General features: G+C 61.4%; 17 protein-coding genes. 4 read left to right on the forward strand and 13 right to left on the reverse strand.

From position 1 onward, the window contains the following. Positions 1–4: 4 nt before the first annotated feature. From AC1Q6Y_RS21740 to AC1Q6Y_RS21770, 7 genes are all read right to left on the reverse strand, one after another. Positions 5–1,510 (reverse strand): YdgA family protein, encoded by a 1,506-nt coding sequence (locus AC1Q6Y_RS21740; RefSeq protein WP_492625140.1) that lies wholly within the window; start codon positions 1,508–1,510, stop codon positions 5–7. A gap of 284 nt (positions 1,511–1,794) precedes the next feature. After that, positions 1,795–2,430 (reverse strand): hypothetical protein, encoded by a 636-nt coding sequence (locus tag AC1Q6Y_RS21745; protein ID WP_057712526.1) that lies wholly within the window; start codon positions 2,428–2,430, stop codon positions 1,795–1,797. Positions 2,431–2,524: 94 nt separating this feature from the next. Beyond that, entirely contained in the window at positions 2,525–3,973 is a 1,449-nt protein-coding gene (locus AC1Q6Y_RS21750) for an efflux transporter outer membrane subunit (RefSeq protein WP_492625141.1), read from the reverse strand. Continuing rightward, positions 3,970–4,857, reverse strand: a complete 888-nt coding sequence (locus AC1Q6Y_RS21755) for an efflux RND transporter periplasmic adaptor subunit (RefSeq protein WP_492625142.1) — start codon at positions 4,855–4,857, stop codon at positions 3,970–3,972. The genes AC1Q6Y_RS21750 and AC1Q6Y_RS21755 overlap by 4 nt, the downstream gene beginning before the upstream one ends. Continuing rightward, positions 4,854–5,063 carry a DUF1656 domain-containing protein gene (locus tag AC1Q6Y_RS21760; protein WP_007987399.1) on the reverse strand — a complete coding sequence of 70 codons (210 nt, stop codon included), beginning with the start codon at positions 5,061–5,063 and terminating at the stop codon, positions 4,854–4,856. Before AC1Q6Y_RS21760 ends, AC1Q6Y_RS21755 begins: the two co-directional genes overlap by 4 nt. Continuing rightward, complete coding sequence (locus AC1Q6Y_RS21765) at positions 5,060–7,132, reverse strand: FUSC family protein (protein ID WP_492625143.1); 2,073 nt, start codon at positions 7,130–7,132, stop codon at positions 5,060–5,062. Before AC1Q6Y_RS21765 ends, AC1Q6Y_RS21760 begins: the two co-directional genes overlap by 4 nt. Next, the gene (locus AC1Q6Y_RS21770) at positions 7,129–7,557 is read right to left on the reverse strand and encodes a MarR family winged helix-turn-helix transcriptional regulator (protein WP_046040691.1); all 429 of its coding nucleotides are present in this window, start codon (positions 7,555–7,557) and stop codon (positions 7,129–7,131) included. Before AC1Q6Y_RS21770 ends, AC1Q6Y_RS21765 begins: the two co-directional genes overlap by 4 nt. A gap of 199 nt (positions 7,558–7,756) precedes the next feature. Here AC1Q6Y_RS21770 and AC1Q6Y_RS21775 point away from each other — a divergent pair, with 199 nt between their 5' ends. After that, the gene (locus tag AC1Q6Y_RS21775; protein ID WP_150812085.1) at positions 7,757–8,035 is read left to right on the forward strand and encodes an antitoxin of toxin-antitoxin stability system; all 279 of its coding nucleotides are present in this window, start codon (positions 7,757–7,759) and stop codon (positions 8,033–8,035) included. Beyond that, complete coding sequence (locus AC1Q6Y_RS21780) at positions 8,032–8,313, forward strand: type II toxin-antitoxin system RelE/ParE family toxin (protein ID WP_102672451.1); 282 nt, start codon at positions 8,032–8,034, stop codon at positions 8,311–8,313. The genes AC1Q6Y_RS21775 and AC1Q6Y_RS21780 overlap by 4 nt, the downstream gene beginning before the upstream one ends. A gap of 4 nt (positions 8,314–8,317) precedes the next feature. Here the strand turns inward: AC1Q6Y_RS21780 and AC1Q6Y_RS21785 are convergent, their stop codons facing one another. Then, positions 8,318–8,563 carry a DUF2789 domain-containing protein gene (locus tag AC1Q6Y_RS21785; protein WP_015092958.1) on the reverse strand — a complete coding sequence of 82 codons (246 nt, stop codon included), beginning with the start codon at positions 8,561–8,563 and terminating at the stop codon, positions 8,318–8,320. Between the two features lie 130 nt (positions 8,564–8,693). Continuing rightward, a complete protein-coding gene (locus AC1Q6Y_RS21790; RefSeq protein WP_007975646.1) occupies positions 8,694–9,155 on the reverse strand; it encodes an aminoacyl-tRNA deacylase in 462 nt (153 codons plus the stop codon). Between the two features lie 199 nt (positions 9,156–9,354). Between AC1Q6Y_RS21790 and AC1Q6Y_RS21795 the strand changes: the two genes are divergently transcribed. Both AC1Q6Y_RS21795 and AC1Q6Y_RS21800 read left to right on the forward strand, forming a co-directional pair. After that, positions 9,355–9,888, forward strand: a complete 534-nt coding sequence (locus AC1Q6Y_RS21795) for an NfeD family protein (protein WP_154910771.1) — start codon at positions 9,355–9,357, stop codon at positions 9,886–9,888. Positions 9,889–9,890: 2 nt separating this feature from the next. After that, complete coding sequence (locus tag AC1Q6Y_RS21800) at positions 9,891–10,649, forward strand: slipin family protein (RefSeq protein ID WP_057399130.1); 759 nt, start codon at positions 9,891–9,893, stop codon at positions 10,647–10,649. A 12-nt stretch (positions 10,650–10,661) separates the two neighbouring features. On the opposite strand, the gene cysC is transcribed toward AC1Q6Y_RS21800, so the two are convergent. The 4 genes from cysC to AC1Q6Y_RS21820 all read right to left on the reverse strand — a co-directional run bounded on the left by cysC (position 10,662) and on the right by AC1Q6Y_RS21820 (position 21,916). Then, entirely contained in the window at positions 10,662–11,267 is a 606-nt protein-coding gene (cysC, locus tag AC1Q6Y_RS21805; protein ID WP_057712532.1) for an adenylyl-sulfate kinase, read from the reverse strand. Continuing rightward, positions 11,251–12,765, reverse strand: a complete 1,515-nt coding sequence (locus AC1Q6Y_RS21810) for a TolC family protein (protein WP_057712533.1) — start codon at positions 12,763–12,765, stop codon at positions 11,251–11,253. The genes cysC and AC1Q6Y_RS21810 overlap by 17 nt, the downstream gene beginning before the upstream one ends. Positions 12,766–12,809: 44 nt before the next feature. Next, positions 12,810–20,948, reverse strand: a complete 8,139-nt coding sequence (locus tag AC1Q6Y_RS21815; RefSeq protein ID WP_492625154.1) for an Ig-like domain-containing protein — start codon at positions 20,946–20,948, stop codon at positions 12,810–12,812. Between the two features lie 131 nt (positions 20,949–21,079). Next, complete coding sequence (locus AC1Q6Y_RS21820; RefSeq protein WP_371318458.1) at positions 21,080–21,916, reverse strand: sulfotransferase family protein; 837 nt, start codon at positions 21,914–21,916, stop codon at positions 21,080–21,082. Positions 21,917–22,223: the final 307 nt, after the last annotated feature.

Here is a 22,223-nt window from a genome sequence, read left to right on the forward strand (position 1 = left end):
GCCGTTATTCGGTGGCGCCAGCATCCGCAAACTTGCTCATCACAAAACCGGCAAACTCTTCGACGGTCATTTTCTGGCCGTTGAAGTCCACCTGATTGTTGGCGTAACGCAAGTTGGTGACGATGTTATTGCCGTCCAGTTTTGCCAATTGGCTGCCGACCGCCATGCTGCTGAACATGTCCGCGGTGGCGGTGGCCTGATCGGCAATCAGCTTGGCGTCGGTCTGACCGTCGATTTGCGATTGCACGGTGAGCACATCGATCAGCATGGGTTTGGACACTTGCAGCTTGAAGTCCAGCAGCGCGATCAGCTGTCTGACCAACTGATCGGTCGGCAGATCGATAGCTTGTGGCTTGGTCAGGTCGAGCACTATGTTGGCGCGGCTCTCACCATTGGCGGTGTTGAACGACAGGTTTTCCAGGGCCACTTGTGGTCCGGCCGCCAGCAGTTTTTCCAGGCTGGACTTGAGCAGCGCCTCTTCGGCTTCGGTCAGTTTCAGCTCCGGTGCCGGCAGACCGGCCGCCGTTGCTTCGGCCACCGCCCTTTCATACGGCTGCAGTTTGCTCTGGTAAATCTGCATCAACGACAGGGTCGCCGGAATGTCGAGGTTCTTCAGGCTCATGGCCAGCGAACCGGAACCAATGGTCTTGCCGTTCAGGGACACTTCGCCAACCTTGTAATCGGCACGCCCTGAGGCGTTGCTGCCCTTTTCTTCAGTCAGGTTTTTCATCTCGAATTTCTTGAAGTCCAGCACCGACTGCTTGACGCCAAAAGTCGATTTGCCGCTGGCCAGTTCAACGACGTTTTCGCCGGTGTAGAAACCGTAGGTACTTTTTGTCAGGTTGCTGGCCAGGGTCAGGCCATTGAATTCAACCTGCACCGGCGTCTGGTCTTCGGACACGGTGGTCACCTTCAGGCTGTCCATGTAGCCGTTGGCCTTGACCTTCTGCGCCTTGGCGCTGGCGTCGACGTCCATTTTCAAGCCGGAGAACTTCATGCTCGACTTGTCATCCAGTGCCATTTCCAGCGGCTGCAACTCGAAGGTGCCATTGGTAGCGTTGTCATAGCCGATATTGACCACGCCGGTCAGCGGGGACTTGTCCTTGGCGGCGGCAAACCACTTCTCGGTGAACGGGGTCTTTTCCAGCTCGTAGTGACTGGTCGCCAGGACCGGCAGCCACTTGAGCGACATCAGGCGCGAGAACGGCAACGGGCCGTGTTCGATGTGATCGACAAACAGCAACTCGACCGGCGCTTCGCCGAACATTTCGCCTTCGCCCTTGAGGCGATAGTGCGCGGTGCTGCTGAACACATGACGCTCCAGCGACACCAGCTCCAGCGACGCCGTGCCGTTGGAACCAACCATCGCCGCCTGCAGTTCCTTGTTGGCATCGGCTATCGAGGTGTTCAGCACACCTTCGATCCTGGTGCTGGTGAACCAGGCCCCGCCTGCGCTGATGGCACCGATGGCGACAACAATTCCCAGTAGCACGCCTGCTGATTTATTCATGTATGACCCGTTCAGTGTCCGTTGTTGAAAGTGAGGTCGTCTTCCCTGAACCCATGACGGGTTGTGGCTCGACAGTGCTGAAAGTGGAATGGAGATTAGCATCAGGGGCGACGAACGGCCCAATGATTAAAGGTGAAAGAGTGTCTTGGGGTTGTTCACAGGGTTGGGGATTATTTGTGCCTATGCAATCGCCTTCGCGAGCAAGCCCGCTCCCACATGAGAATGCATTCCAATGTGGGAGCGGGCTTGCTCGCGAAGGCGTAGGTACAGCCAATATCGATATCTCAGGAATACTGGACTTCAATCTCATCCAGCTGATGATCAAAGCTTTTGAGCCGCGCAGTCCAGGTGTACACCAGCACTTCGAAGTCACGGTTGATCACCGCCCCGCCCGTCACTTCCGCGCGCGGGTCGCAGACGTCCAGTTGATAGCGTTCGCGGGCCATGGCCGTGGCGACATCAGCCAGTTCGCGGGCATTGCTGAGCCAGTGCCGACCGTCGTCAGCCACCTGCCGGTCCAGCGCCAGGCACTGTTTTTTCAGGCTCTCGAGGCTTTTTTCCAGCGGCGTGCCGGTCAATTCGCCCATGACTTCCTGAAAGGTGCGCCCCGGTTGCCAGTAACTGCCCCAGAAATAGCGGTCGAACACCGTTTCGACACGACGCAACGCCACCTTGGTGTCCCAGATCAGGACCAGGGTCTTGCCCTGTTCGAGTTGTCTTTTCTTGATGCGTTGATTCTGGACCGAGGCCCAGGCCACCACCGCAATGGACATCACGGCAATCAGCGCGGCGGCACTGTCGAGGAACGCCATAGCCTTGTCGATCTGGTGGGCCAGCATGATGCCGTAGAAATAGGTGGCCGACAGCAGCACCAACGCCACGATGGCGCACCAGAAGCCGAGAGCATAAGGGTTTTTCATTATTGGTTTCCCCCTGACCTGCGCGAGCCTTGTGCGAAGAAAGGGCGCTTTTGCACCGGGCGCCCCTCCAACACTTCAAAGCATAGCAACGGCCTCAGGGTTTGCCGGAGTTCGACGCTTGCGTTCGTCCGCTTTCCCAACCGCCGCCCAAGGCGAGGAACAAATCGATCTGGCTGGCGGCAACCTGGGTGTTAGCGGCCGCCAGCTGCGCCGTGACGTCGATGTAGGTGCGGGTGGCTTGCAGGTCGGCCAGGAACGAGGCGCGGCCGGCCTGGAAGAAGCGGTGGGTCTGGTCGGCCGCCAGTTTTGCCGATTGCTCGGCATCGGCCAGTGCATCGCGGCGTTGCAGCAATGCCGTGTACTGGGCAAGACCGGTCTGGGTCTCGCGAATGGCGTTGAGCACCACCCCGTCGAAATGCGCCAGGGTCGCCTGGGTCACCGCTTCGGCTTCGCGGATGCGCGCCCGGGCGCCGTTGGTCGGCACGTTCCAGGTCAGCGACGGACCGAAGCCCCAGCGATTGGTAGACGGGTCGCCGAGATCGTCCAGGATACCGACGGTACCGATGGTCGCGCCGATGCTGATGTTCGGGTACAGCTCGCCCGTGGCGACGCCGATACCGGCCGTCGCGGCCGCCAGTCGCCGCTCGGCCTGCCGCACATCGGGACGACGCTTGAGCAACGCGGCGCCATCGCCCACCGGTACCAGTTGCGCGATTTTTGGCAGCTCGTCGCAGGTGGCGGTGCCGGCCGGCAGTTGGTCCACCGGCTTGGCCAGCAACATCGACAAGCGGTACAGCCCGGCCTGGCGCGACGCTTCATAGCGCGGCATGTCGGCGCGCAGGGATTTGAATTGGGTCTGCGAGCGGGTGACCTGGGTTTCGTCGCCACGCCCGGCATCGCGCAAGCGCTGGATCAGCGTGGTGCTCTGGGCTTGCAGGTCGAGGGAATGCTGGGCGATTTCCCGCTCTTCATTGGCTGCACACACCTGGGTGTAGGCGCGAACCACGTCGGCCACCACGGTGATGCGTGCAGTATCGGCAGCTGCCTGTGTCGCATCGGCATTGGCCTTGGCCGCTTCGATACCGCGTTGCAAGGTGCCGAACAGGTCGAACTGGTACGACGCGCTGATGCCGATATCGCCGATGTTGGCCACCGGCACTTTTTCCGGTATCAAGAACGCTTGGCCAGACTCCTGCAAGCGCTGGGCGCCCATCTGCACCCCGCCGCTCCAGCCGCCCGCCGCTTCGGCCTCATCAACCTGCGCACGAGACCGCGACAGGCTGGCCGCCGCCACACGCAAATCGGTGTTGGAGGCCATGGCCTGCTGCACCAACTGGTCGAGTCGCGGATCCTTGTACAGGCGCCACCAATCGGCCGGCACCGGCGCGGACACCACTGTTTTACCGTCGACCGCCAGATCGCCTTGGAAGTCTGGACGATGGACAACCGCCTCTTCGGGCAGATGATAATCCGGCCCGACCACCTGACACGCCGACAGCAGCAAACCTAATCCGGTGACCGCCAAACCCGAGGCCTTGCTCATTGCGCCGGCTCCCGTTGCTGATCGTCGATGATCGATACCGTGGCGGTGCGCCCGGCGATCATGCGGAAATCATCCGGCACGTCATCGAAGGCGATCCGCACCGGAATCCGCTGGGCCAGCCGCACCCAGCTGAAGGCCGGGTTGACGTTGGGCAGCAGGTTATTGCCGCTGGTGCGGTCGCGGTCTTCGATACCAGCGACGATGCTCTCCACATGCCCGCGCAGGCGCGCATTGTCGCCGATCACCCGGATGTCGACGCTCTGGCCGATATGAATGCCGTTCAGTTTGGTTTCTTCGAAATAGCCGTCGATGTGGAACGAGTTGCTGTCGACCACCGACAACACGGGCCGCCCGGCGCTGACGAACTCCTGGGGCCGTGGCGCGCGGTCGTTGACGTAGCCGTCCACCGGGCTGCGGATCACCGAGCGGTCGAGGTTGAGCTGCGCGCTGTCCACCGCCACCTGGGCATCCATCAACGCCACTTGGGCACGAGCCACTTTCGACTGGCTTTCTTCCAGCTGCTCACCCGGCACCAGATTGCCAAGACCCTTGTTCCGCTTGGCCTCGCGCTGGGCCTGGGCCAGGGTTTCTTCACGGTCGGCGACTGCCGCTTTCGCCTGGCGCAGGGCCAGCTTGAAGCGGTCCGGATCGATGCTGAACAGCACCTGGCCGCGCTTGACCAACTGGTTGTCGCGCACCTCCACTTGCTGGATCAGCCCGGAGACATCCGGCGCGATTTGCACGATGTCGGCGCGGATGTGCCCATCGCGGGTCCAGGGCGCGAACATGTAATACATCACCATGCGCCAGACCACGACCACGGCGAAGCTCACGATCAGCAGGGTCAACACCACGCGACCCAGGGTTAGAAACGGTTTTTTCATGTCATCAGGTATCGACTGAGTGAGTCCACGGCGCCAAGCAGCAAGGCGTAGAGGGCCACGTTGAACAATGCCCGGTGCCAGACCAGACGGTAAAAGTGCAGGCGCGTCAGCACCCCGTGCACCAACAGGTACAACACATACGTAATGCCCATCAGCACCAGCAGCGTGGGCAGGAATACCCCGCTCAGATCCAGGTCACCGATCATAAGGGCGCTCCATCAATGCCATGGGGAAGCGGTTCTTCGGGCTCGGCGGAACCGACGAATTCGACGCCGGGCAACAGTGCCAGGCGCAGGCCGCTCAGGGCGTGCAGCAGATGCCGACGGGTTTCATCATCGCCGGCACCGCTGAGGCCGCGACGCGTGCGGTCGAGGGTCATCAGCAACGGGCTCGGTGCCTGCAAGCGCTCACCGGCCTTGAGACAGGCCTTGAAGTACTCGCCAACCTCGGCCACCACCTGGCGCAGCAGCACCTGCGGCACACCAAGGACCCGCGGCGTATAAGCGAGCAGGTCCAACAGATTCAGCGCCACCCGCACTTCCCGCAGCGCCACGCCGGAGTCCTGGCCGGTCATGGCCAGGCGCGGCAGGTGCTGCATCAGCCGATCGAGCATCCGTATGCCCAGAAGCCGATGCTCAGACAACGTGGCCGGCTCGGAGAGGCCGACAATGTCACGCCAGCTGAAACGGGTCAGGCGCTTGGCTGCCAGTTCGGCACCGAACGGCCGGGCGATCAGGGTCCAGATGAACGCGAACAGCAACCCCATGGGGCCGGCCAGGTTGGAGTTGGCAAAACTGAGGAAGTCCGCGTCGTAAGCGCCCTGAATGCTGATGAAGGACGAGGTGTTGACCAGGGTCAGCAGCATGCCCAGGTAAAATTGCGGCTTGACCGTCAGGGTGCCGACACAAATGAACGGCACGGCAAACGCCAGTACCAGCATCGGAAAGTCATGCAGGTTGGGCAGCACCAGAAACAGATAAAGGCTGGCGAACACCACCGACATCGCCGTCCAGAAAAAGAACCGGTAAATCTGCGGCGCGGGGTCGTCCATCGAGGCAAAGAAACTACACGCCACCGCCGCCAGGATCACTGCGCTGCCGCCATCGGTCCAGCCGAGCAGAATCCACAGCACCGAAGCGACGATTATCGCGGTGACGGTGGAAGCAGCGGAATAAAACATCAGACCGCGATCCAGAAACGGGGACAGTCGCCCCAGCCGCCAATGCCGATACACCGCGCGCCAATTGTCCTGGCTTTCGCACTGGATGGCGTATTGCAGGCTGCGGCAGTCCTGCCACAAATCGATCCACTCGCCGAGACGGTAAATCGCGTTGGAGAACAGCAGTTGCTTGCGGTCATCCAGCGCTTCGGGAGCCGGTTGCAGGGCCTCGAGTTTATCCTTCAGTGCCTGCCAGCGGGCGAGGTCGGCATCCTTGTGCTCGAGCCACTCGGTGGTGGCCGTCAGCAATGGCGCGAACTTGTCCACAAGCTCGGGGGTGCGCCGTTCCAGGGCGTAAAGCGCATCGTCGAGGGCATCGATCACTGGCAGCAGGTGAATCATCCGCCCGCGCAACTCCTTGGTGTTGCGCACCGTCTGCGGACGCGAGCCTTCGTGGGGCAACTGGCCGATCATCAACTCCAGGGAGTTGAAGGTAGCGACCATCGATGCCCGCAACGCGCTGACCTCTTCAGGCTGCACGTTACGGCTGAGGAAGCGCAGGCTGTAGGTCGATGCATCGGTAAACCATTTGCTCACCGAATCATTGAACACCGGCGCCAGGCGCCGGGGCCAGAACATGGCGCCCACTACCGCCGCCACGGCGATGCCCAGAAAGATTTCTTCGGTCCGCGCTTCGGCCACGTCCCACACCCCCAGCGGGTTGTTCACCACCGGCAGGGCGATCAGCGGCAAGGTGTAACCGGCGAGCATCAAGGCGTAGTTGTTGGCCGTGCGCAAATGCAGGGATAGAAACAGCAGCGTCCCGGTCCACAGCGCAATCACCACCACCAGCACGTAGGGGCTCTGCACGAACATCGGCACGAACAAAACCGCCGCAGCAGCGCCGATAAAGGTGCCGACCGCCCGGTACAGTGCCTTGGAACTGGTAGGACCGAGAAACGGACTGGAAACGATGTACACCGTAGCCATCGCCCAATACGGACGCGGCATTTGCATGAGCAGGGCGATGTACAGCGCGATCATCGATGCGGCGAAGGTGCGGACTCCGTAGAACCAGTCCCGCGCCGGGGGCATGCCAGAGAAAAATCCGCTCAAGAGTTGGCCACCGATGGCGGCGTGGCCGCTTCAAATGCTCTCAGTACCCGCAGCGTAGCTTCCAGATCACTCTGGTCAATGCCTTCAAGGACTTCGTGGCGCAAGCGCACCAGTTCCACTTCGACCGCCTGCACCAGCTCCCGACCGGTTTCGGTCAGGCTCAGGCATTTGGCGCGGCGGTCCTGTGCATCTTCGGTGCGGCAGACGTAGCCGCCATGGCACAACTGATCGAGCAGGCGCACCAGCGACGGGCTTTCCATCCCTGCTGCCTGGGCCACCGTCACCTGGCGCACACCCTCGCCCAGCCGCCCGATCATCAACAACGGAACGGCGCAGGCTTCGGAGATTCCATAGTTGGCGAGCGTGGTCTGGCAGATTTTGCGCCAATGCCTGGCGGCCACCACCATGGCGCTGCTGATGTTCATCTGGAGAATGGCAAGGTTATTCGGCACGAGGGAAAATACACACTGTTAGTTTGCTAACTATCAATATCGCATTGGAGGGGATTTTCCGTCAAGTTTTGAAACATATTGGCTTCCATCCGTCGCGAAGCGATATGGGGTGAACAAGCCACCGTACTTAAGATGTATATACTTTGTCAGCACGACAACCGAGAAGGCAGCCATGTCGAAACAAGCCGTTTTTACAATGAAACTTGAGTCTGAACTGCGTGAGCAGTTCATGGCAGAGGCAGAAGCCGCTCATCGCCCCGCCTCGCAAATCGTCCGGGAAATGATGCGTCAGTTTGTTCAAACCCAACGGGAGGCTCGCGAGTACGAAGCATTCCTGCAGCGTAAGGTCGACACCGCACGCGCTTCGATGCGCGCCGGCGACGGGCTGACAAATGATGAAATTGAGGCAGAGTTCGCTGCCAGGCGCAGGCGGGCCGAGCTACAGGAATGAAAATAATATGGACGAAAGAAGCAGCACAGGACCGTGCAGACATTTGGGATTACCTGCATGCCGTTAACCCAAAAGCAGCCATCGACATGGACAACCGGTTCAGCAATGCGCTATCCCGGCTTGCCAAATACCCGGAAATCGGCCCTGCCGGGATCATTTCAGGCACTCGCGAGCTGACGCCACATCAGAGTTACCGCATTGTTTATGAGCAGGGACTGGACGCCATCTGGATACTCGCCCTGGTCCATACATCCCGACAGTGGCCGCCAGGACGATGACGATTCACACCCCCCGCCCCTTCCTCAACATCACATCCAGTTGATCCACCACCTCGGCCCAATCCGCGTCATCGAGAATCTCCTCCCGCAGAAGTTCCGCCTGGCTCGGGCTCCAGAAAAACGCGTCCGCAAGGTGCAGCTCCGGTTTGAGCGGTGAATGGGTGGCGATGAATTTATCGATGCTTTCGGCGTCGTCCGGCAGGCCGAGTTGTTTGAACAGGGATGGAAGGTTATGGGTCGGGCTTTCCATGTCGAACTCCTGGGGACCAATTCAAGGACCGCTGCGCGGTCATCGCGAGCAAGCTCGCTCCCACAGGTTAATCGCAGTTCCTGTGGGAGCGGGCTTGCCCGTGATGACGTCAGCATTGACGAAACAAAACTCAATGACTCAATTCCCGCACCTCGGCATGCGGCACCATTTTCAGAAACTCGGGCATGTCCATGCGCACCAGGTTGACGTGGTTTCCAGCCTCCAGATAGATGTCTTTTTGCCGGGTCAGCAGCGGATCGATGACCACCTCCAACCCATAGGACTCACCCAGCGCCGGTACTGCACCGCGCTCGCAATCATCGAACAGGTGCGCGAGGTTGCTTTCGCGGGAAACCTGCCACTCACCGCTACTGCGGACTTTGCTCAGGTCAAGGTGGCGGCTGGCGGGCAGCACGGCCATCAGGTAATGCCCATGGTGATCGTCGAGGATCACCGATTTGGCCACCCGTTCGGCAGGAATACCTGCGACCCGCGCCGTTTCAAGGCTGCTGGCCGAGTGTGGGTGGCTGACGATGTCATATTCGCATTGAGCCTTTTCCAGGCTTCGCTGCACGGTTCTTGCCATACGCATGATGCACCTCGGTGTCCGCCATGATCGCTTGCGGACGATGATTAAAGCTTGGCTTGCGTAGTAAAAGTCTAGGCCCGTCAGCGCGTTCCGGTGGGAAATCCGCTCATCGGCTGCCGACGGTAATTGAGCAAAATTCATACCGGCCGAGGCTCAACTAAACTGTATTCAGAGCCACTCCACGCCTCTCCCGGAGGGTCAAGTGAACATGCGTTGCTGTGCAGTTGCGTTGCTATTGGCGTTGAGCGGATCGGCCTGCGCCACCGACACAGTTGTGTTGCTGGTGCCCAACCCCATCGGGATCTGGCTGATCACCTTCGGCCTAGCGTTCCTGATCGCCGAGGCGGCCCTGCCCAATTACGGCGTGATCGGCCTGGGCGGCATCGTGATGTTCGTGATCGGCGCGGTGATCCTGTCCAATACCGAAGTGCCCGTGCCGTTGATGATCGGCCTGGGACTGGTCAGCGCGCTATTGCTGATCTACCTGGTGATTCACGCCATGAAGACACGACCGCGCGAAATCGTCAGCGGTGATGCCGGGCTGCTCGGCAGCGTGACGGCGGTGACGTCATTGCAGACCGGTAACGCCTATGGCGGCTGGATTCATCTGCAGGGAGAACGATGGCAAGTGCTTAGCGCGACGCCGCTGCAACCCGGGCAGCGGGTGCGGGTGGTGGGGCGCAAGGGTTTGCTGCTGCAAGTGGCCGCGGCTGACGCGGCGCCGGGCGGAGAATAGTCATGGGTTTGCAATTGGGTCTTGTCGCGCTGCTGTTGTTGATCATCGCACTGGCAGGGGCGACGTTCCGCATCCTGCGCGAATACGAGCGCGGCGTGGTGTTCCAGCTCGGGCGCTTCTGGCAGGTCAAGGGCCCTGGCCTGATCCTGCTGATTCCGGTGGTCCAGCAAATGGTAAGGGTCGATTTGCGCACCGTGGTGCTGGACGTGCCACCGCAAGACGTGATCACCCGCGACAACGTGTCGGTCAAGGTCAACGCAGTGCTGTATTTCCGCGTGCTCGATCCGCAAAAGGCGATCATCCAGGTCGAAGACTTTCTGATGGCCACCAGCCAATTGGCGCAAACCACGCTGCGGGCGGTGCTGGGTAAACACGAACTGGACGAACTGCTGGCCGAACGCGAACGCTTGAATCTGGACATCCAGCAAGTACTCGACGCCCAGACCGACGCCTGGGGCATCAAGGTCGCCAACGTCGAGATCAAGCACGTGGACCTCAACGAATCGATGATCCGCGCCATCGCCAAGCAGGCCGAAGCCGAACGGGAACGGCGAGCCAAGGTGATCCACGCCGAAGGCGAATTGCAGGCCTCGGAAAAACTCATGCAAGCCGCCGAAATGCTGGGCCGTCAACCGGGGGCCATGCAGCTGCGCTACATGCAGACCCTGAGTTCGATTGCCGGCGACAAGAGCTCGACCATCGTCTTTCCACTGCCGATCGAGTTGCTCAAGGGCATGGCGGACTTGTCGTCGAAACCTTGAACACCAACCGGTTCAAGGTCGGGGCAGCACCGCGGATTCACCGAGCCAGGTCAACAGTCGATCAAGACAGGCCTCCACAGACTGTATCCCGGTGTCGAGCACCAGCGCCGCATCGACCGGTGCCTGATACGGTGCGGACACCCCGGTAAACCCGGTCAATTCGCCGCGTCGGGCGCGGGCATAGTGACCTTTTGGATCACGTTGCTCGCACACCGCCAGGGTCGCACTGCACCAGACTTCGCGATAATCGTCACCGAGCCGCCGGGCGAACACATCGCGCAACTCCACCAGGGGCGCGATCATCGCCAGGATCACGATTTGTCCGTTCTCCACCAGCAACGATGCCAGTTCGCTGGCGCGACGGATGTTCTCCTGACGATCGCTGTCGCTGAAGCCCAGGTCTCGATTGAGCCCCACCCGCAGCCCGTCACCATCGAGCACCACGCTCTGCAGTCCGCGGGCAAACAACTCGGCGTGCAGCGCTTGCGCAAGGGTCGACTTGCCCGCCGCCGGCAGGCCGGTCAGCAGGATAGCCGCGCCGCGATGACCGTTGCGCCGCTCCCGCTGAGCTCGGCTGATGCTGGCAGTCGGGGCCTTCACATCAACGTGCTGGGGCATGGGTCACCGGCACCGTAATATCACCTGCCGCCCAGGCTGCTTCACGATTGGCCAGGGCCGTGGCGATGGACTGGACCTGTGTCGATTGCACCTGATCCGGCAACGGATCGAGGCCGGCGCTGGCGAAAATTTGCCCGTAGGCATTGCGCAGGTCGGCGTAGGACAGGTCGCGACGCAGATCGGCCTGCAAGGTATTGAGTTCGCCCTGGATCAGATCCAGTTCACCGATGCCATCCGCCTGGTGGCGGTTGCGCAACTGACCGACGATTTGCCCGTCGATGTCCGACAATTGCTGGTTGGTCTTGAACTGGCGCAAGGCCTCGCGGTAGTTGGCATTGGCCACATACAACTGCGCCAGCACCGCAATCGACATCGCCTGACGGCGCGCGGTGGCGACTTCCTCACCGGCCTTGGCCACGTCGATCGCCGCAGGCGCCGAGATCACATTGAACAGGTTCCAGGTGACCTTGACGCCGTAATCGGCCCAGCCCTGCTCCACCAGGAACGAGTTGCTGTCGTAATGTCCGCCAGCGGAGAACTCCAGGCCCGGCAGCAGGCGCAACATGGCTTTGCGGGTCTCGGCAGCGCTGATGCGGGTCTGATAATCCTGTTCACGCAGTTCCGGACGGCTGGTCAGGGCTTCCTGTTCAAGACTGGCCAGATCGACCTTGAGTTCGGGAATCTCATAACCGTTATCGGTCGCCAAGGTCAGCTCCGTGCCCATCGGCAGGTTGATCAGGGTCGCCAGTTCGGTCTTCGCCAGTGACAACGCACGGCGTTGCTCTTCCAGTTGGCGGGTCGCTTCGATTAGCGAGCGTTGATAACCGAGGGCTTGCACCGGATCGCCAATGCGTTGCTGGCTCATGCTCTGGCTGTCGTTGCGCGCGGTTTCCACCCGTGCCATCAGGCTGTCGATCTGCGTGAGCAGGCGTTCGGCGGCCATCGCCCGCCAATACGCCGAGCGTACGTCCTGGACGATGGTGTTGATCACCTTGCGTCGGCGCTCCTGAACGATCAGGCGCTGGTCGCCCTGCTGCTTTGCACTGATGTAACTGACACCGAAATCGAGCACGTTCCAGACCATCGTCAGGTCCGCTACATCACGGTCGCGGTCCTGGGAGGTCGAAGGCTCCAGGGACTGCGTGCCGGTCCGCACGCTCTGGCTACTGGAGGCGTTGACGTTGTTGCGGCCCACGTATCCGGCGTCCAGCGCCATGCGCGGCAGCATGTCGAAACTGGCGAGGTCGAGTTGACGCTTGGCCAGGGCCTCCTCCATGATTTTCAACCGGCCTTCGAGGTTGTACTTCACCGCACGGGCCATGGCTTGGTGCAGGGTCAATGGGCCGCCAAGAGGCTCCTGCCCCTTGTACATGCTTTGCAGGTCACTTTTGGCCCGCTGCTCACTGACACTGCGTTCGATCGGCTCACTGGTGACTGCGCATCCGCTGATCGCCAGTGCCAGCAGGCTGGCGCCGAATAACTTATGACTTCTATTCATCCTTGCATCGCCCCTGGGTGCCGCATCACAAGTGGAGGTTTTCATCAGGCCTGCATTTCGCTGATGCCGGCCAGTTTCAAAGCGGCGGCCAGGTTATCGACCTGCTGCTGCTCGTTGTCTTTGAGCTGTTGCAATTGCTGGCCCAGGGTCGGTGCGCCAAACACCCCGCGCAGGCCCTGGGAAACATCGCCGGACTTGATCGACTGACTGCCAAAGGCGTTCAACGAATCGCGTTCGCTACTGCTGTCCTGATTGAACAGGCTCGATAGCGTGCTGGTGCTGAACACACCGCCATCGCCGCCGCCGAAACCGAGGAAACCATGCCCCGAGCCATCGCCTCCGCTGTCATTGCTGCTGAAAACCTGTGCGATGAAACTCGGGGCCAATGCACCGTGGTTCATGAAAATATCGCCCAACGGCCGGATACCGTTGCCGATCACCCGTTGTTCGAACAATGGCTGGAAGGTCAATGGTGAGCTGAGGTTGCCCGTCGGAGGCGTGAAAATGGTCGGTTGCAGCGGCACGTTGGGCACATCGGTCAGCGTCACCGGGGGGTTGCTGCGCAAATCCGGGTCTGCCGACACGAAAACGACCGAGGAAGTTGGCACCGTGTTGATGACAAAATTGTCGGAATAACTCACACCGCTGCCACTGTTGCCGGCCATGTCGCTGATACCGGCATAGTTGATGCCGATCACGTTGCTGGCGATATTGACGTTGGCGGTCGGTGTCAGGGTCGCGGTCCAGGTCTTGCCGCCATCGCTGCTGCTCAGGTCGGACAAGGTGCCGTTGGCAATGCTGATGTCGGACAAATCAAAACCGCTGACCGCTTCATTGAAGGTGATGGTCACCTGCGAGGTCTGACCCACGCCCAGGTTCGGATTGGCGACCACGACGGTGGCGCTCGGCAGTTCGCTGTCGAGGGTGTAATTGTTCGACACCGCCACCGTGTTGCCAGTGTTGCCCACCAGATCTGTGACGTTGCGGGTGTCCAGGGCGATGAAGTTGCTTGGGTCGGTGACATTGGCCGTCGGCGTGAACGTCGCCGTCCAGGTCTTGCCGCCATCGCTGCTGGCGAGATTGCTCAGGTCGCCGTTGGTCACGCTCAGATCGGACAGGTCGAAGTGGCTGACGGCTTCGCTGAAGGTGAAGGTCACCGTAGTGGTCTGGCCGATACCGAGGTTCGGGTTGGCAACCACGATGTTCACCGTTGGCCGGGTCGCATCAAGCGCGTAATTGTTGGAGATGGCGATACTTGCGCCGAAGTTGCCGGCAACGTCCTGCACGCGACCGGTGTCGAGCACGATCAGGTTGGTTGTGTCGTTGATATTGGCGGTCGGCGTCAGGGTCGCGGTCCAGGTCACGCCGCCATCGCTGCTGCTCAGGTTCGACAACACACCATTGGCAACGCTGATGTCCGACACATCGAAACCGCTCACCGCTTCGCTGAAGGTGATGGTCACGGTGGTGGTTTCGCCGATGCCGAGTTGCGTGTCGGCAACCACGATAGAAGCGGTCGGCAGCGCGGTGTCGATGGCAAAATTGTTCGAATCGGTAGTGCCCGTCCCCGCGTTGCCCGATGCATTGACCAAGCCGCTATTGTCGAGCGTGATCAGGTTGCCGACGTCGGTAACGTTCGAGGTTGGCGTAAAGGCCGCTGTCCAGGTAATGCCGCCATCGCTGCTGCTGACGTTGCTCAATGTACCGTTGGCGATGGTCAGGTCGGCGTTGCTGAAACCGGTCACCGCCTCGCTGAACGTGATGGTCACCAGGGTCGTTTCGCCAGCCTTGAGCGCCGTGTCGGCGATCACGATGCTGGCGGTCGGCACACTGGTTTGCACCAGGTAATTCGCCGAGTTGGTCACCCCGCTTCCGGCGTTGCCAGCCGCATCGGTGACACCGGTGTTGTCCAGGGTGATCAGGTTGGTGGTGTCGGTGATGCTGGCGGTCGGCGTGAAAGTCGCCGTCCAGGTGACGCCGCCGTCGCTGCTGCTCAACCCGTTCAGAGTGCCGTTGGCGACGCTCAGATCGGAACTGTCCAGACCACTGACCGCTTCGCTGAAGGTAATGGTCACCAGGGTCGTTTCGCCGGGACGCAGGTCGGTATCGGCCATGACAATGGTCGCGGTCGGGCGTTGGCTGTCGATCGCGTAGTTGTTCGAGTCCGTGGCCCCGATGCCGGCATTGCCTGCCGCATCCTGAACACCGCTGTTATCGAGTTGGATGAGGTTGCCGGTGTCGGCGATACCCGCCAACGGTGTCAGAATGGCCGTCCAGGTGATCCCGCCGTCGCTGCTGCTCACCGCACTCAAGGTGCCATTATCGATGGTCAGGTCGGCGTTGCTGAAACCGCTCACCGCCTCGGAGAAGGTGATGGTCACCAGCGAGGTTTCGCCGACGCTCAGGGCCGTGTCGGCGACCACGATGGTGGCGGTCGGACGCTCGGTGTCGATGGCGTAGTTGTTGGAATCGGTGGTACCGCTGCCCGCATTGCCGGAGGCGTTCTGCACGCCGCTGTTGTCCAGAGTGATCAGGTTGGAGCTGTCAGCGATGTTGGCGGTCGGCGTGAAGGTTGCCGTCCAGGTGACGCCGCCATCGCTGCTGCTCACCGCGCTCAGGGTACCGTTGGCAATGCTCAGGTCGGCGTTGCTGAAACCGCTCACGGCCTCGCTGAAGGTGATGGTCACCAGCGAGGTTTCGCCGACGCTCAAGGCAGTGTCGGCGACCACGATGGTGGCGGTCGGCAACACGGTGTCGATGGTGAAATTCGCGGAATTGGTCGTACCCGTACCGACGTTGCCTGCCAGGTCCGCGACGCCGGAGTTGCCCAGGGTGATCAGGTTGGTCGTGTCGTTGACCGCGACGGTCGGCGTGAACGTCGCCGTCCAGGTGATGCCGCCGTCGCTGCTGCTCACCGCACTCAACGTGCCGTTGGGAACGGACAGGTCAGCGTTGCTGAAACCGCTCACAGACTCGGAGAAGGTGATGGTTACCAGCGAGGTTTCACCGGCGCTCAGCGTCGGGTCGGACAGCACAATGGTTGCGGTCGGGCGCTGGCTGTCGATCGAAAAGTTGTTCGAATCGGTGGTGCCGCTGCCGACGTTGCCCGCCCCGTCGACCACACCGCTGTTGTCCAGGGTGATCAGATTGGTGGCGTCGGTGATGTCAGCCGTCGGAGTAAATGTCGCGGTGTAAGTGATGTTATCGCTGGTGCTGAGATTGCTCAGAGTACCGTTGCTCACCGTCAGATCGGCCGTGGTAAAGCCGGTCACCGCCTCGGAGAACGTGATGGTCACCACTGATGTCTGACCCACCGCCAGCGCCGAGTCCGCGACCACAATGGTGGCTGTCGGGCGCACGGTGTCGATCGCGTAGTTGTTGGAATCGGTGGTGCCGCTACCGGCGTTGCCCGAGCCGTTTTGCACACCGCTGTTATCCAGGGTGATGACGTTACTGGTGTCGGAGATGGCATTGGTCGGCGTAAAGGTTGCGGTCCAGGTGATGCCACCATCACCGCTGGTCACGGAGCTCAAGGTGCCGTTGGCGATGGTCAGGTCGGCGTTGGTGAAACCCGTCACCGCCTCGGAGAAGGTGATGGTCACCAGCGAGGTTTCACCGACGCTCAACGCACCATCGGCCACGACGATAGTGGCCGTCGGCAGCACCGTATCGATGGTGTAGTTACCGGAGTTGGTAGTGCCGCTGCCGGTGTTGCCCGCCAGATCGCTGACTCCGGTGTTGTTCAGGGTGATCACGTTGCTCGAGTCATTCACGCCGACGGTTGGGGTGAAGGTCGCGGTCCAGGTGATGCCACCGTCGCTGCTACTCACCGAGGTCAAGGTGCCGTTGGCGATGCTCAGGTCAGCGTTGGTGAAACCCGTCACTGCCTCGGAGAAGGTAATGGTCACCAGCGAGGTTTCGCCGGCACTCAGGGTGGCGTCGGCCAGGACAATGGTCGCAGTGGGTCGGACCGTGTCGATAGCGTAGTTGTTGGAATCGGTGGTGCCGCTGCCGGCGTTCCCCCTCAGATCAGCCACGCCGGTGTTGTCCAGGGTGATCAGGTTTGTGGTGTCGTTGATGCTCGCCGAAGGCGTGAAGGTTGCCGTCCAGGTGATGCCACCGTCGCTGCTGCTCACCGCTGTGAGCGTACCGTTGGCGATGGTCAGGTCGGCATTGGTGAAACCACTCACCGCTTCGCTGAAGGTGATCGTGACCAGCGAGGTTTCGCCGATTCTCAGTGCCGTGTCCGCGACCACAATGGTTGCCGTCGGGCGCACGGTGTCGATGGCGTAGTTGTTGGAGTCGGTCGTGCCGATGCCCACGTTACCGCTGGCGACAGCCTGCACACCGGTGTTGTCCAGGGTGATCAGGTTGGTCGTGTCGGTGATGCTGGCAGTCGGGGTGAATGTCGCGGTCCAGGTGATGCCACCATCGCTGCTGCTGACGGAGCTCAAGGTGCCGTTGGCGATGGTCAGGTCGGCGTTGGAGAACCCACTGACGGCTTCGCTGAAAGTAATGGTCACCAGCGACGTTTCACCGATTTTCAACGCATTGTCGGCGACCACGATGGTCGCCGTCGGCAGCACCGTATCGATGGTGTAGTTGCCGGAGTTGGTGGTGCCGCTGCCTGTGTTGCCCGCCAGATCACTCACTCCGGTGTTGTTCAGAGTGATCACATTGCTCGAGTCATTCACGCCAACGGTAGGGGTGAAGGTCGCCGTCCAGGTGATGCCACCGTCGCTGCTGCTGACGGAGGTCAAGGTGCCGTTGGCAATCGTCAGGTCGGCGTTGGTGAAACCGCTCACCGCCTCGGAGAAGGTGATGGTCACCAGCGAGGTTTCGCCCGCGGTCAGCGTTGGATCGGCCAGCACAATCGTGGCAGTCGGACGAACAGTATCGATGGCGTAGTTGTTCGAATCGGTGGTGCCACTGCCGGTGTTGCCCGCCAGATCGCTGACCCCGGTGTTGTTCAGGGTGATCAGGTTGGTCGTGTCGTTGATACTCGCGGAGGGCGTGAAGGTCGCGGTCCAGGTGATGCCGCCGTCGCTGCTGCTGATCGCGCTCAACGTGCCATTGGCGATGGTCAGATCGGCGTTGGTGAGTCCGCTGACCGCTTCGCTGAAGGTGATGGTCACCAGCGAGGTTTCGCCGATTCTCAGCGCCGTATCCGCGACCACGATGGTGGCCGTCGGGCGCACAGTGTCGATCGCGTAATTGTTGGAGTCGGTGGTGCCGCTGCCGGCGTTGCCCGACAGATCGCTGACCCCGGTGTTGTCCAGAGTGATCAGGTTGGTCGTGTCGGTGATGCTGGCGGTCGGGGTGAAAGTCGCGGTCCAGGTGATGCCGCCGTCACTGCTGCTCACCGCCGTGAGCGTACCGTTGGCAATCGTCAGGTCGGCGTTGGTGAACCCGCTGACCGCCTCGGAGAAGGTGATGGTCACCAGTGAGGTTTCGCCGATTCTCAGTGCGTTGTCGGCTACCACGATGGTGGCGGTCGGACGCAGCGTATCAATCGCATAGTTGTTCGAATCGGTGGTGCCGCTACCGGCGTTGCCCGACAGATCGCTGATCCCGGTATTGTTCAGGGTGATCAGGTTGGTCGTGTCATTGACGCTGGCCGTCGGGGTAAAGGTCGCGGTCCAGGTGATGCCGCCATCGCTGCTGCTCACCGCCGTGAGCGTACCGTTGGCAATCGTCAGGTCGGCATTGGTGAACCCGCTGACCGCTTCGCTGAAGGTAAAGGTCACCAGTGAGGTTTCGCCGATTTTCAGCGCCGTGTCCGTAACGACGATGGTGGCCGTCGGGCGCACAGTGTCGATCGCGTAGTTGTTCGAGTCGGTGGTGCCGCTCCCGGCATTGCCCGCCAGGTCGCTGACCCCGGTGTTGTCCAGGGTGATGAGGTTGGTCGTGTCGGTGATGCTGGCGGTTGGGGTAAAGGTCCCCGTCCAGGTGATGCCGCCATCGCTGCTGCTCACCGCCGTGAGCGTACCGTTGGCGATGGTCAGGTCGGCGTTGGTCAAACCGGTCACGGCCTGATCGAAGGTGATGGTCACCAGCGAAGTTTCGCCGACTCTCAGCGCATTGTCTGCCACTACGATGGTCGCGGTCGGGCGTACGGTGTCGACCGTGTAGTTATTGGAGTTGGTGGTGCCGACGCCGGCGGTGCCCAGACCGTTTATCACCCCGGTGTTGTCCAGGGTAATGACGTTGGTCGTATCGGAAATACTGGCGGACGGCGTGAACGTAGCCGTCCAGGTGATGCCGCCATCGCTGCTGCTTACCGCACTCAAGGTGCCGTTGGCGATGGTCAGGTCCGCATTGGTGAAACCGGTCACGGCCTCGGAAAAAGTGATCGTCACCAAGGACGTTTCGCCGATGCTCAGTGTGGTGTCAGCAACCACGATGGTCGCGGTCGGTGGTGGCGCATACGCGGTGTTGAGTACACCCCCGTCGTTGTAGATGGTCGCGAAGGAGGTCGGCGAGGTGCCGGTTGTACCTCCGCCCTGCGCGGTACCACCCGCACCACTGGCCGCGGCATTACCGGCCAGGGCCGCGAAGTTGGCGGCCGTCATCAGCAGCGTGCCTTTGTTCCAGATCGCACCGACGCCCCGGCCGCCAATGCCGCCATTACTGGCATTGCTGCCTTGGCCACCGCCACCGCCACCGCCGCCACCGGCGCCGATGTTGTTGCTGATGGTCGACGTGCCGATGACGGTGATGGTGCCGCTGCTGGCGTTGTAGATCCCGCCCACCGCGTTGCCGCCGGCGCCACCCACCTTGTCCCAACCGGCCCCGCCGCCGCCGCCACCAATGGATATCGTGCCATTGGTGGCCGTCGCACCGTTACCGCCGTTGCTGTAATAGGAAACGCCCACCCCGCCAGCACCGCCAGTGGAGGTACCGCCACGACCGCCCATGTGGGTGGCGTCATAACCGCCGCCGTAACCACCGACGCCACCGCTGCCCGCCTGGCCGCCCAACGTGCCGGTGCCTGGCCCTGCCGAACCGCCATGCCCACCGCCCTGGCCGCCCAGACCGCCGCCGCCACCGCCGCCGCCGCCGTAAAAAGCGCCCGTGACACCGCCGCCGCCACCGCCACCGGAAGCCCCGTTGGAGGTCACGGTAACGTTGTTCAGGGTCAGAATCCCGGCGTTGAAAATACCTCCGGCCATCGCGCCCGTGGCACCGTAGCCACCGTTGCCGCCATTGCCCGACACCAGGCCACGGGTGATCACCAGGCCATCGAGCGTGACGATACTGCCTGAGCTCACTTCAATCACTCGGGTCCTGTACTGACCATCGAGAATCACATCCGCCGCACCGTCGTTGTTCAAGTCGCCATCAACGGTGACGTTCTTGTTGATCAGCAATTCGGAGGTCAACTGCACCGTCATGCCACTGCTGAAGGTGACGATATCGCCGTTCTGCGCCGAGGCGAGGGCGGCACGCAACGAGCCGACGCCCGTATTGGCGTTGTTGGTGGCGGTCCAGGTGGCCAGGCCCCACTGATAGTCGCTCATGGCTGTGGTCGAGAGCACGTTGGCGCTTTCGATGTTGCCGGTGGCGATTTCCAGATCCCAGTCGCCGCCCACGCCGGTACGGTTGCTCGAAGCCGCTACATCGCGGCCGGTCATTTGCGCCAGCGAGTCGACAAAGCTCAGGCCACGCTCGCCTTCGGCGGTGTAGCAGCCGTAGATCAGGATGTCACCGCCAGCGTTGATGTCCTTGCCGATTTCCGCCAGCACCGCGCTGCGAGCGGCGACGTTGTCAGCCGACAGATAGCTGTCGCCCAGCCACAGGTCGCCAGCGTTGCCGTGGGCGATGATCTGCACCGAGCTGATGCCCTGATGCTGATCGAGGTAGTCGGCAATTTGTTGCAGTCCATCCTTGCCCGTGTCCAGCTTCACGATCTGGGTCCCGGGGGCGACGCCCCGGAGCAGGCTGTCGGCATCTTTCACCCGAGAGTCGACGAACACCACGCTCTGCCCTGGCACCGCAACCGGGATGACAGCCGGCGCGGCATCGGTCTGGCCGTGGGTGTCCTTGCTGATCGTCGGGTGATCGGCAGTCGGTGTCTTGGCGGCATCGGCTGTGGAATGGCTATCGGCCTGGGCCGCGGTATCGGCCACCGTGGCGGCGACGGCGCCGTCGAACAGCATGCGTGGTTCAAGGGACATGATCATGGGCGCCGCTGGCGTCCGTTGACCTTCGGTTGCCCGTGACGTTGCCTTTACCCCGCCAAAAATGGTCCACCACATGCTGCTCACCCGGATTCGAACGAATATACGTAAGGCATCAATGAAAAACGCCGCGATCAAATGTTCGCGGCGTCGGACTTCATACGAATGACATTGGCGGCGCTGGCAGAGCCATCGAGCCAAAAGGACAAGTCTGAGTATTGCTTGAACAGATCCGGCGGCAGGATGGTGCGTCGTGCCTGCACGGCGACCTTGGGTCTGACCTTGTGCAGGCCGGCCACCCCGAGGGCTTGATCGAATTCCGGGGCGTCGTACGCCAGGTGTTCGAAGTCGTGCTCGAACCAGGGTTCGTCGATAAAGTCGTAGACCAGCCGCAGCACCCGCTCCGGAGCCTGGGTCAGCAAGTCATAGTCGATGATCAGCAAGGAGTCGGCATGCTCGCCGTAATAGGCTTCCTTAAGCGCCGCCCAGGCAAAACCCACCAGGCGATTGCGCTGGGCCAGGGTTTCGCAACGGCTGTAGACGGTGTTGCGCTCGACGGCATCGCCGAAGAGTTTGGTGTTTTCATAGGGATTGGCGCGGTACAGACGCTCGATGCTGTCCATGACCCAGGCGACGTTGCGCACGCAGGCAATGACCTTGGCCTTGGGAAACAGATCGCTGATGGCCGGCAGGCGCGAACTCCACAACCGATTGGTGTCGAACACCACCGATTTGTCGGCCTTGTCGGCGTAAAAGGAATCAAACAGGCCGCGCAACAGGCGACGGCGCATATCGGTGTCGATAACGGCACCAAACTCGCTGCCGGCGCTGCACTGCTCCAGTACACCGGAAAACAGGGAACCGACGGGGCTGGTCATTCCGGCATGGAAACGCGGATTCTGCAACAGGATTGCAGAAAGCAGGGTCGACCCCGAGCGCGGCAAACCGGAAATGAAATGAAAATGGTGCAAGTCCATTCACCGTATTTGATAGTCCTTTTGTAGGACAAAGCGTAGTCGATCGATAAAACTTCGACTAGTGGTCTTTTGATATCAATTTGAAGCTAAATCGACTTGATACCGAGCTTTTCGTAAACAGTGAAGGACATTAGCGACGACAGCGTGGGAAGCGCGTCCATCGGACAAACACAACCTCGCCACGACACCCACAATCTACGTCTACGCTGTGGCGTGGCGTGACCGAGCCACGTAAAGAAAAGGAGTCGACACCCCCAGGTGTCTGGCAGCCGCGTGGCGCGCCAACCACCAACCTGAAGGA

The organism is Pseudomonas sp. GW823-FHT06E10 (assembly GCF_058794995.1).

Coding starts and splice junctions, on each gene's coding strand:
- AC1Q6Y_RS21745 (WP_057712526.1), bottom strand. CDS start 2,430: ATGAAAAACCCTTATGCTCTCGGCTTCTGGTGCGCCATCGTGGCGTTG.
- AC1Q6Y_RS21775 (WP_150812085.1), top strand. CDS start 7,757: ATGTCGAAACAAGCCGTTTTTACAATGAAACTTGAGTCTGAACTGCGT.
- AC1Q6Y_RS21750 (WP_492625141.1), bottom strand. CDS start 3,973: ATGAGCAAGGCCTCGGGTTTGGCGGTCACCGGATTAGGTTTGCTGCTG.
- AC1Q6Y_RS21740 (WP_492625140.1), bottom strand. CDS start 1,510: ATGAATAAATCAGCAGGCGTGCTACTGGGAATTGTTGTCGCCATCGGT.
- AC1Q6Y_RS21810 (WP_057712533.1), bottom strand. CDS start 12,765: ATGAATAGAAGTCATAAGTTATTCGGCGCCAGCCTGCTGGCACTGGCG.
- AC1Q6Y_RS21800 (WP_057399130.1), top strand. CDS start 9,891: ATGGGTTTGCAATTGGGTCTTGTCGCGCTGCTGTTGTTGATCATCGCA.
- AC1Q6Y_RS21770 (WP_046040691.1), bottom strand. CDS start 7,557: ATGAACATCAGCAGCGCCATGGTGGTGGCCGCCAGGCATTGGCGCAAA.
- AC1Q6Y_RS21760 (WP_007987399.1), bottom strand. CDS start 5,063: ATGATCGGTGACCTGGATCTGAGCGGGGTATTCCTGCCCACGCTGCTG.
- AC1Q6Y_RS21815 (WP_492625154.1), bottom strand. CDS start 20,948: ATGATCATGTCCCTTGAACCACGCATGCTGTTCGACGGCGCCGTCGCC.
- AC1Q6Y_RS21790 (WP_007975646.1), bottom strand. CDS start 9,155: ATGCGTATGGCAAGAACCGTGCAGCGAAGCCTGGAAAAGGCTCAATGC.
- cysC (WP_057712532.1), bottom strand. CDS start 11,267: ATGCCCCAGCACGTTGATGTGAAGGCCCCGACTGCCAGCATCAGCCGA.
- AC1Q6Y_RS21785 (WP_015092958.1), bottom strand. CDS start 8,563: ATGGAAAGCCCGACCCATAACCTTCCATCCCTGTTCAAACAACTCGGC.
- AC1Q6Y_RS21780 (WP_102672451.1), top strand. CDS start 8,032: ATGAAAATAATATGGACGAAAGAAGCAGCACAGGACCGTGCAGACATT.
- AC1Q6Y_RS21755 (WP_492625142.1), bottom strand. CDS start 4,857: ATGAAAAAACCGTTTCTAACCCTGGGTCGCGTGGTGTTGACCCTGCTG.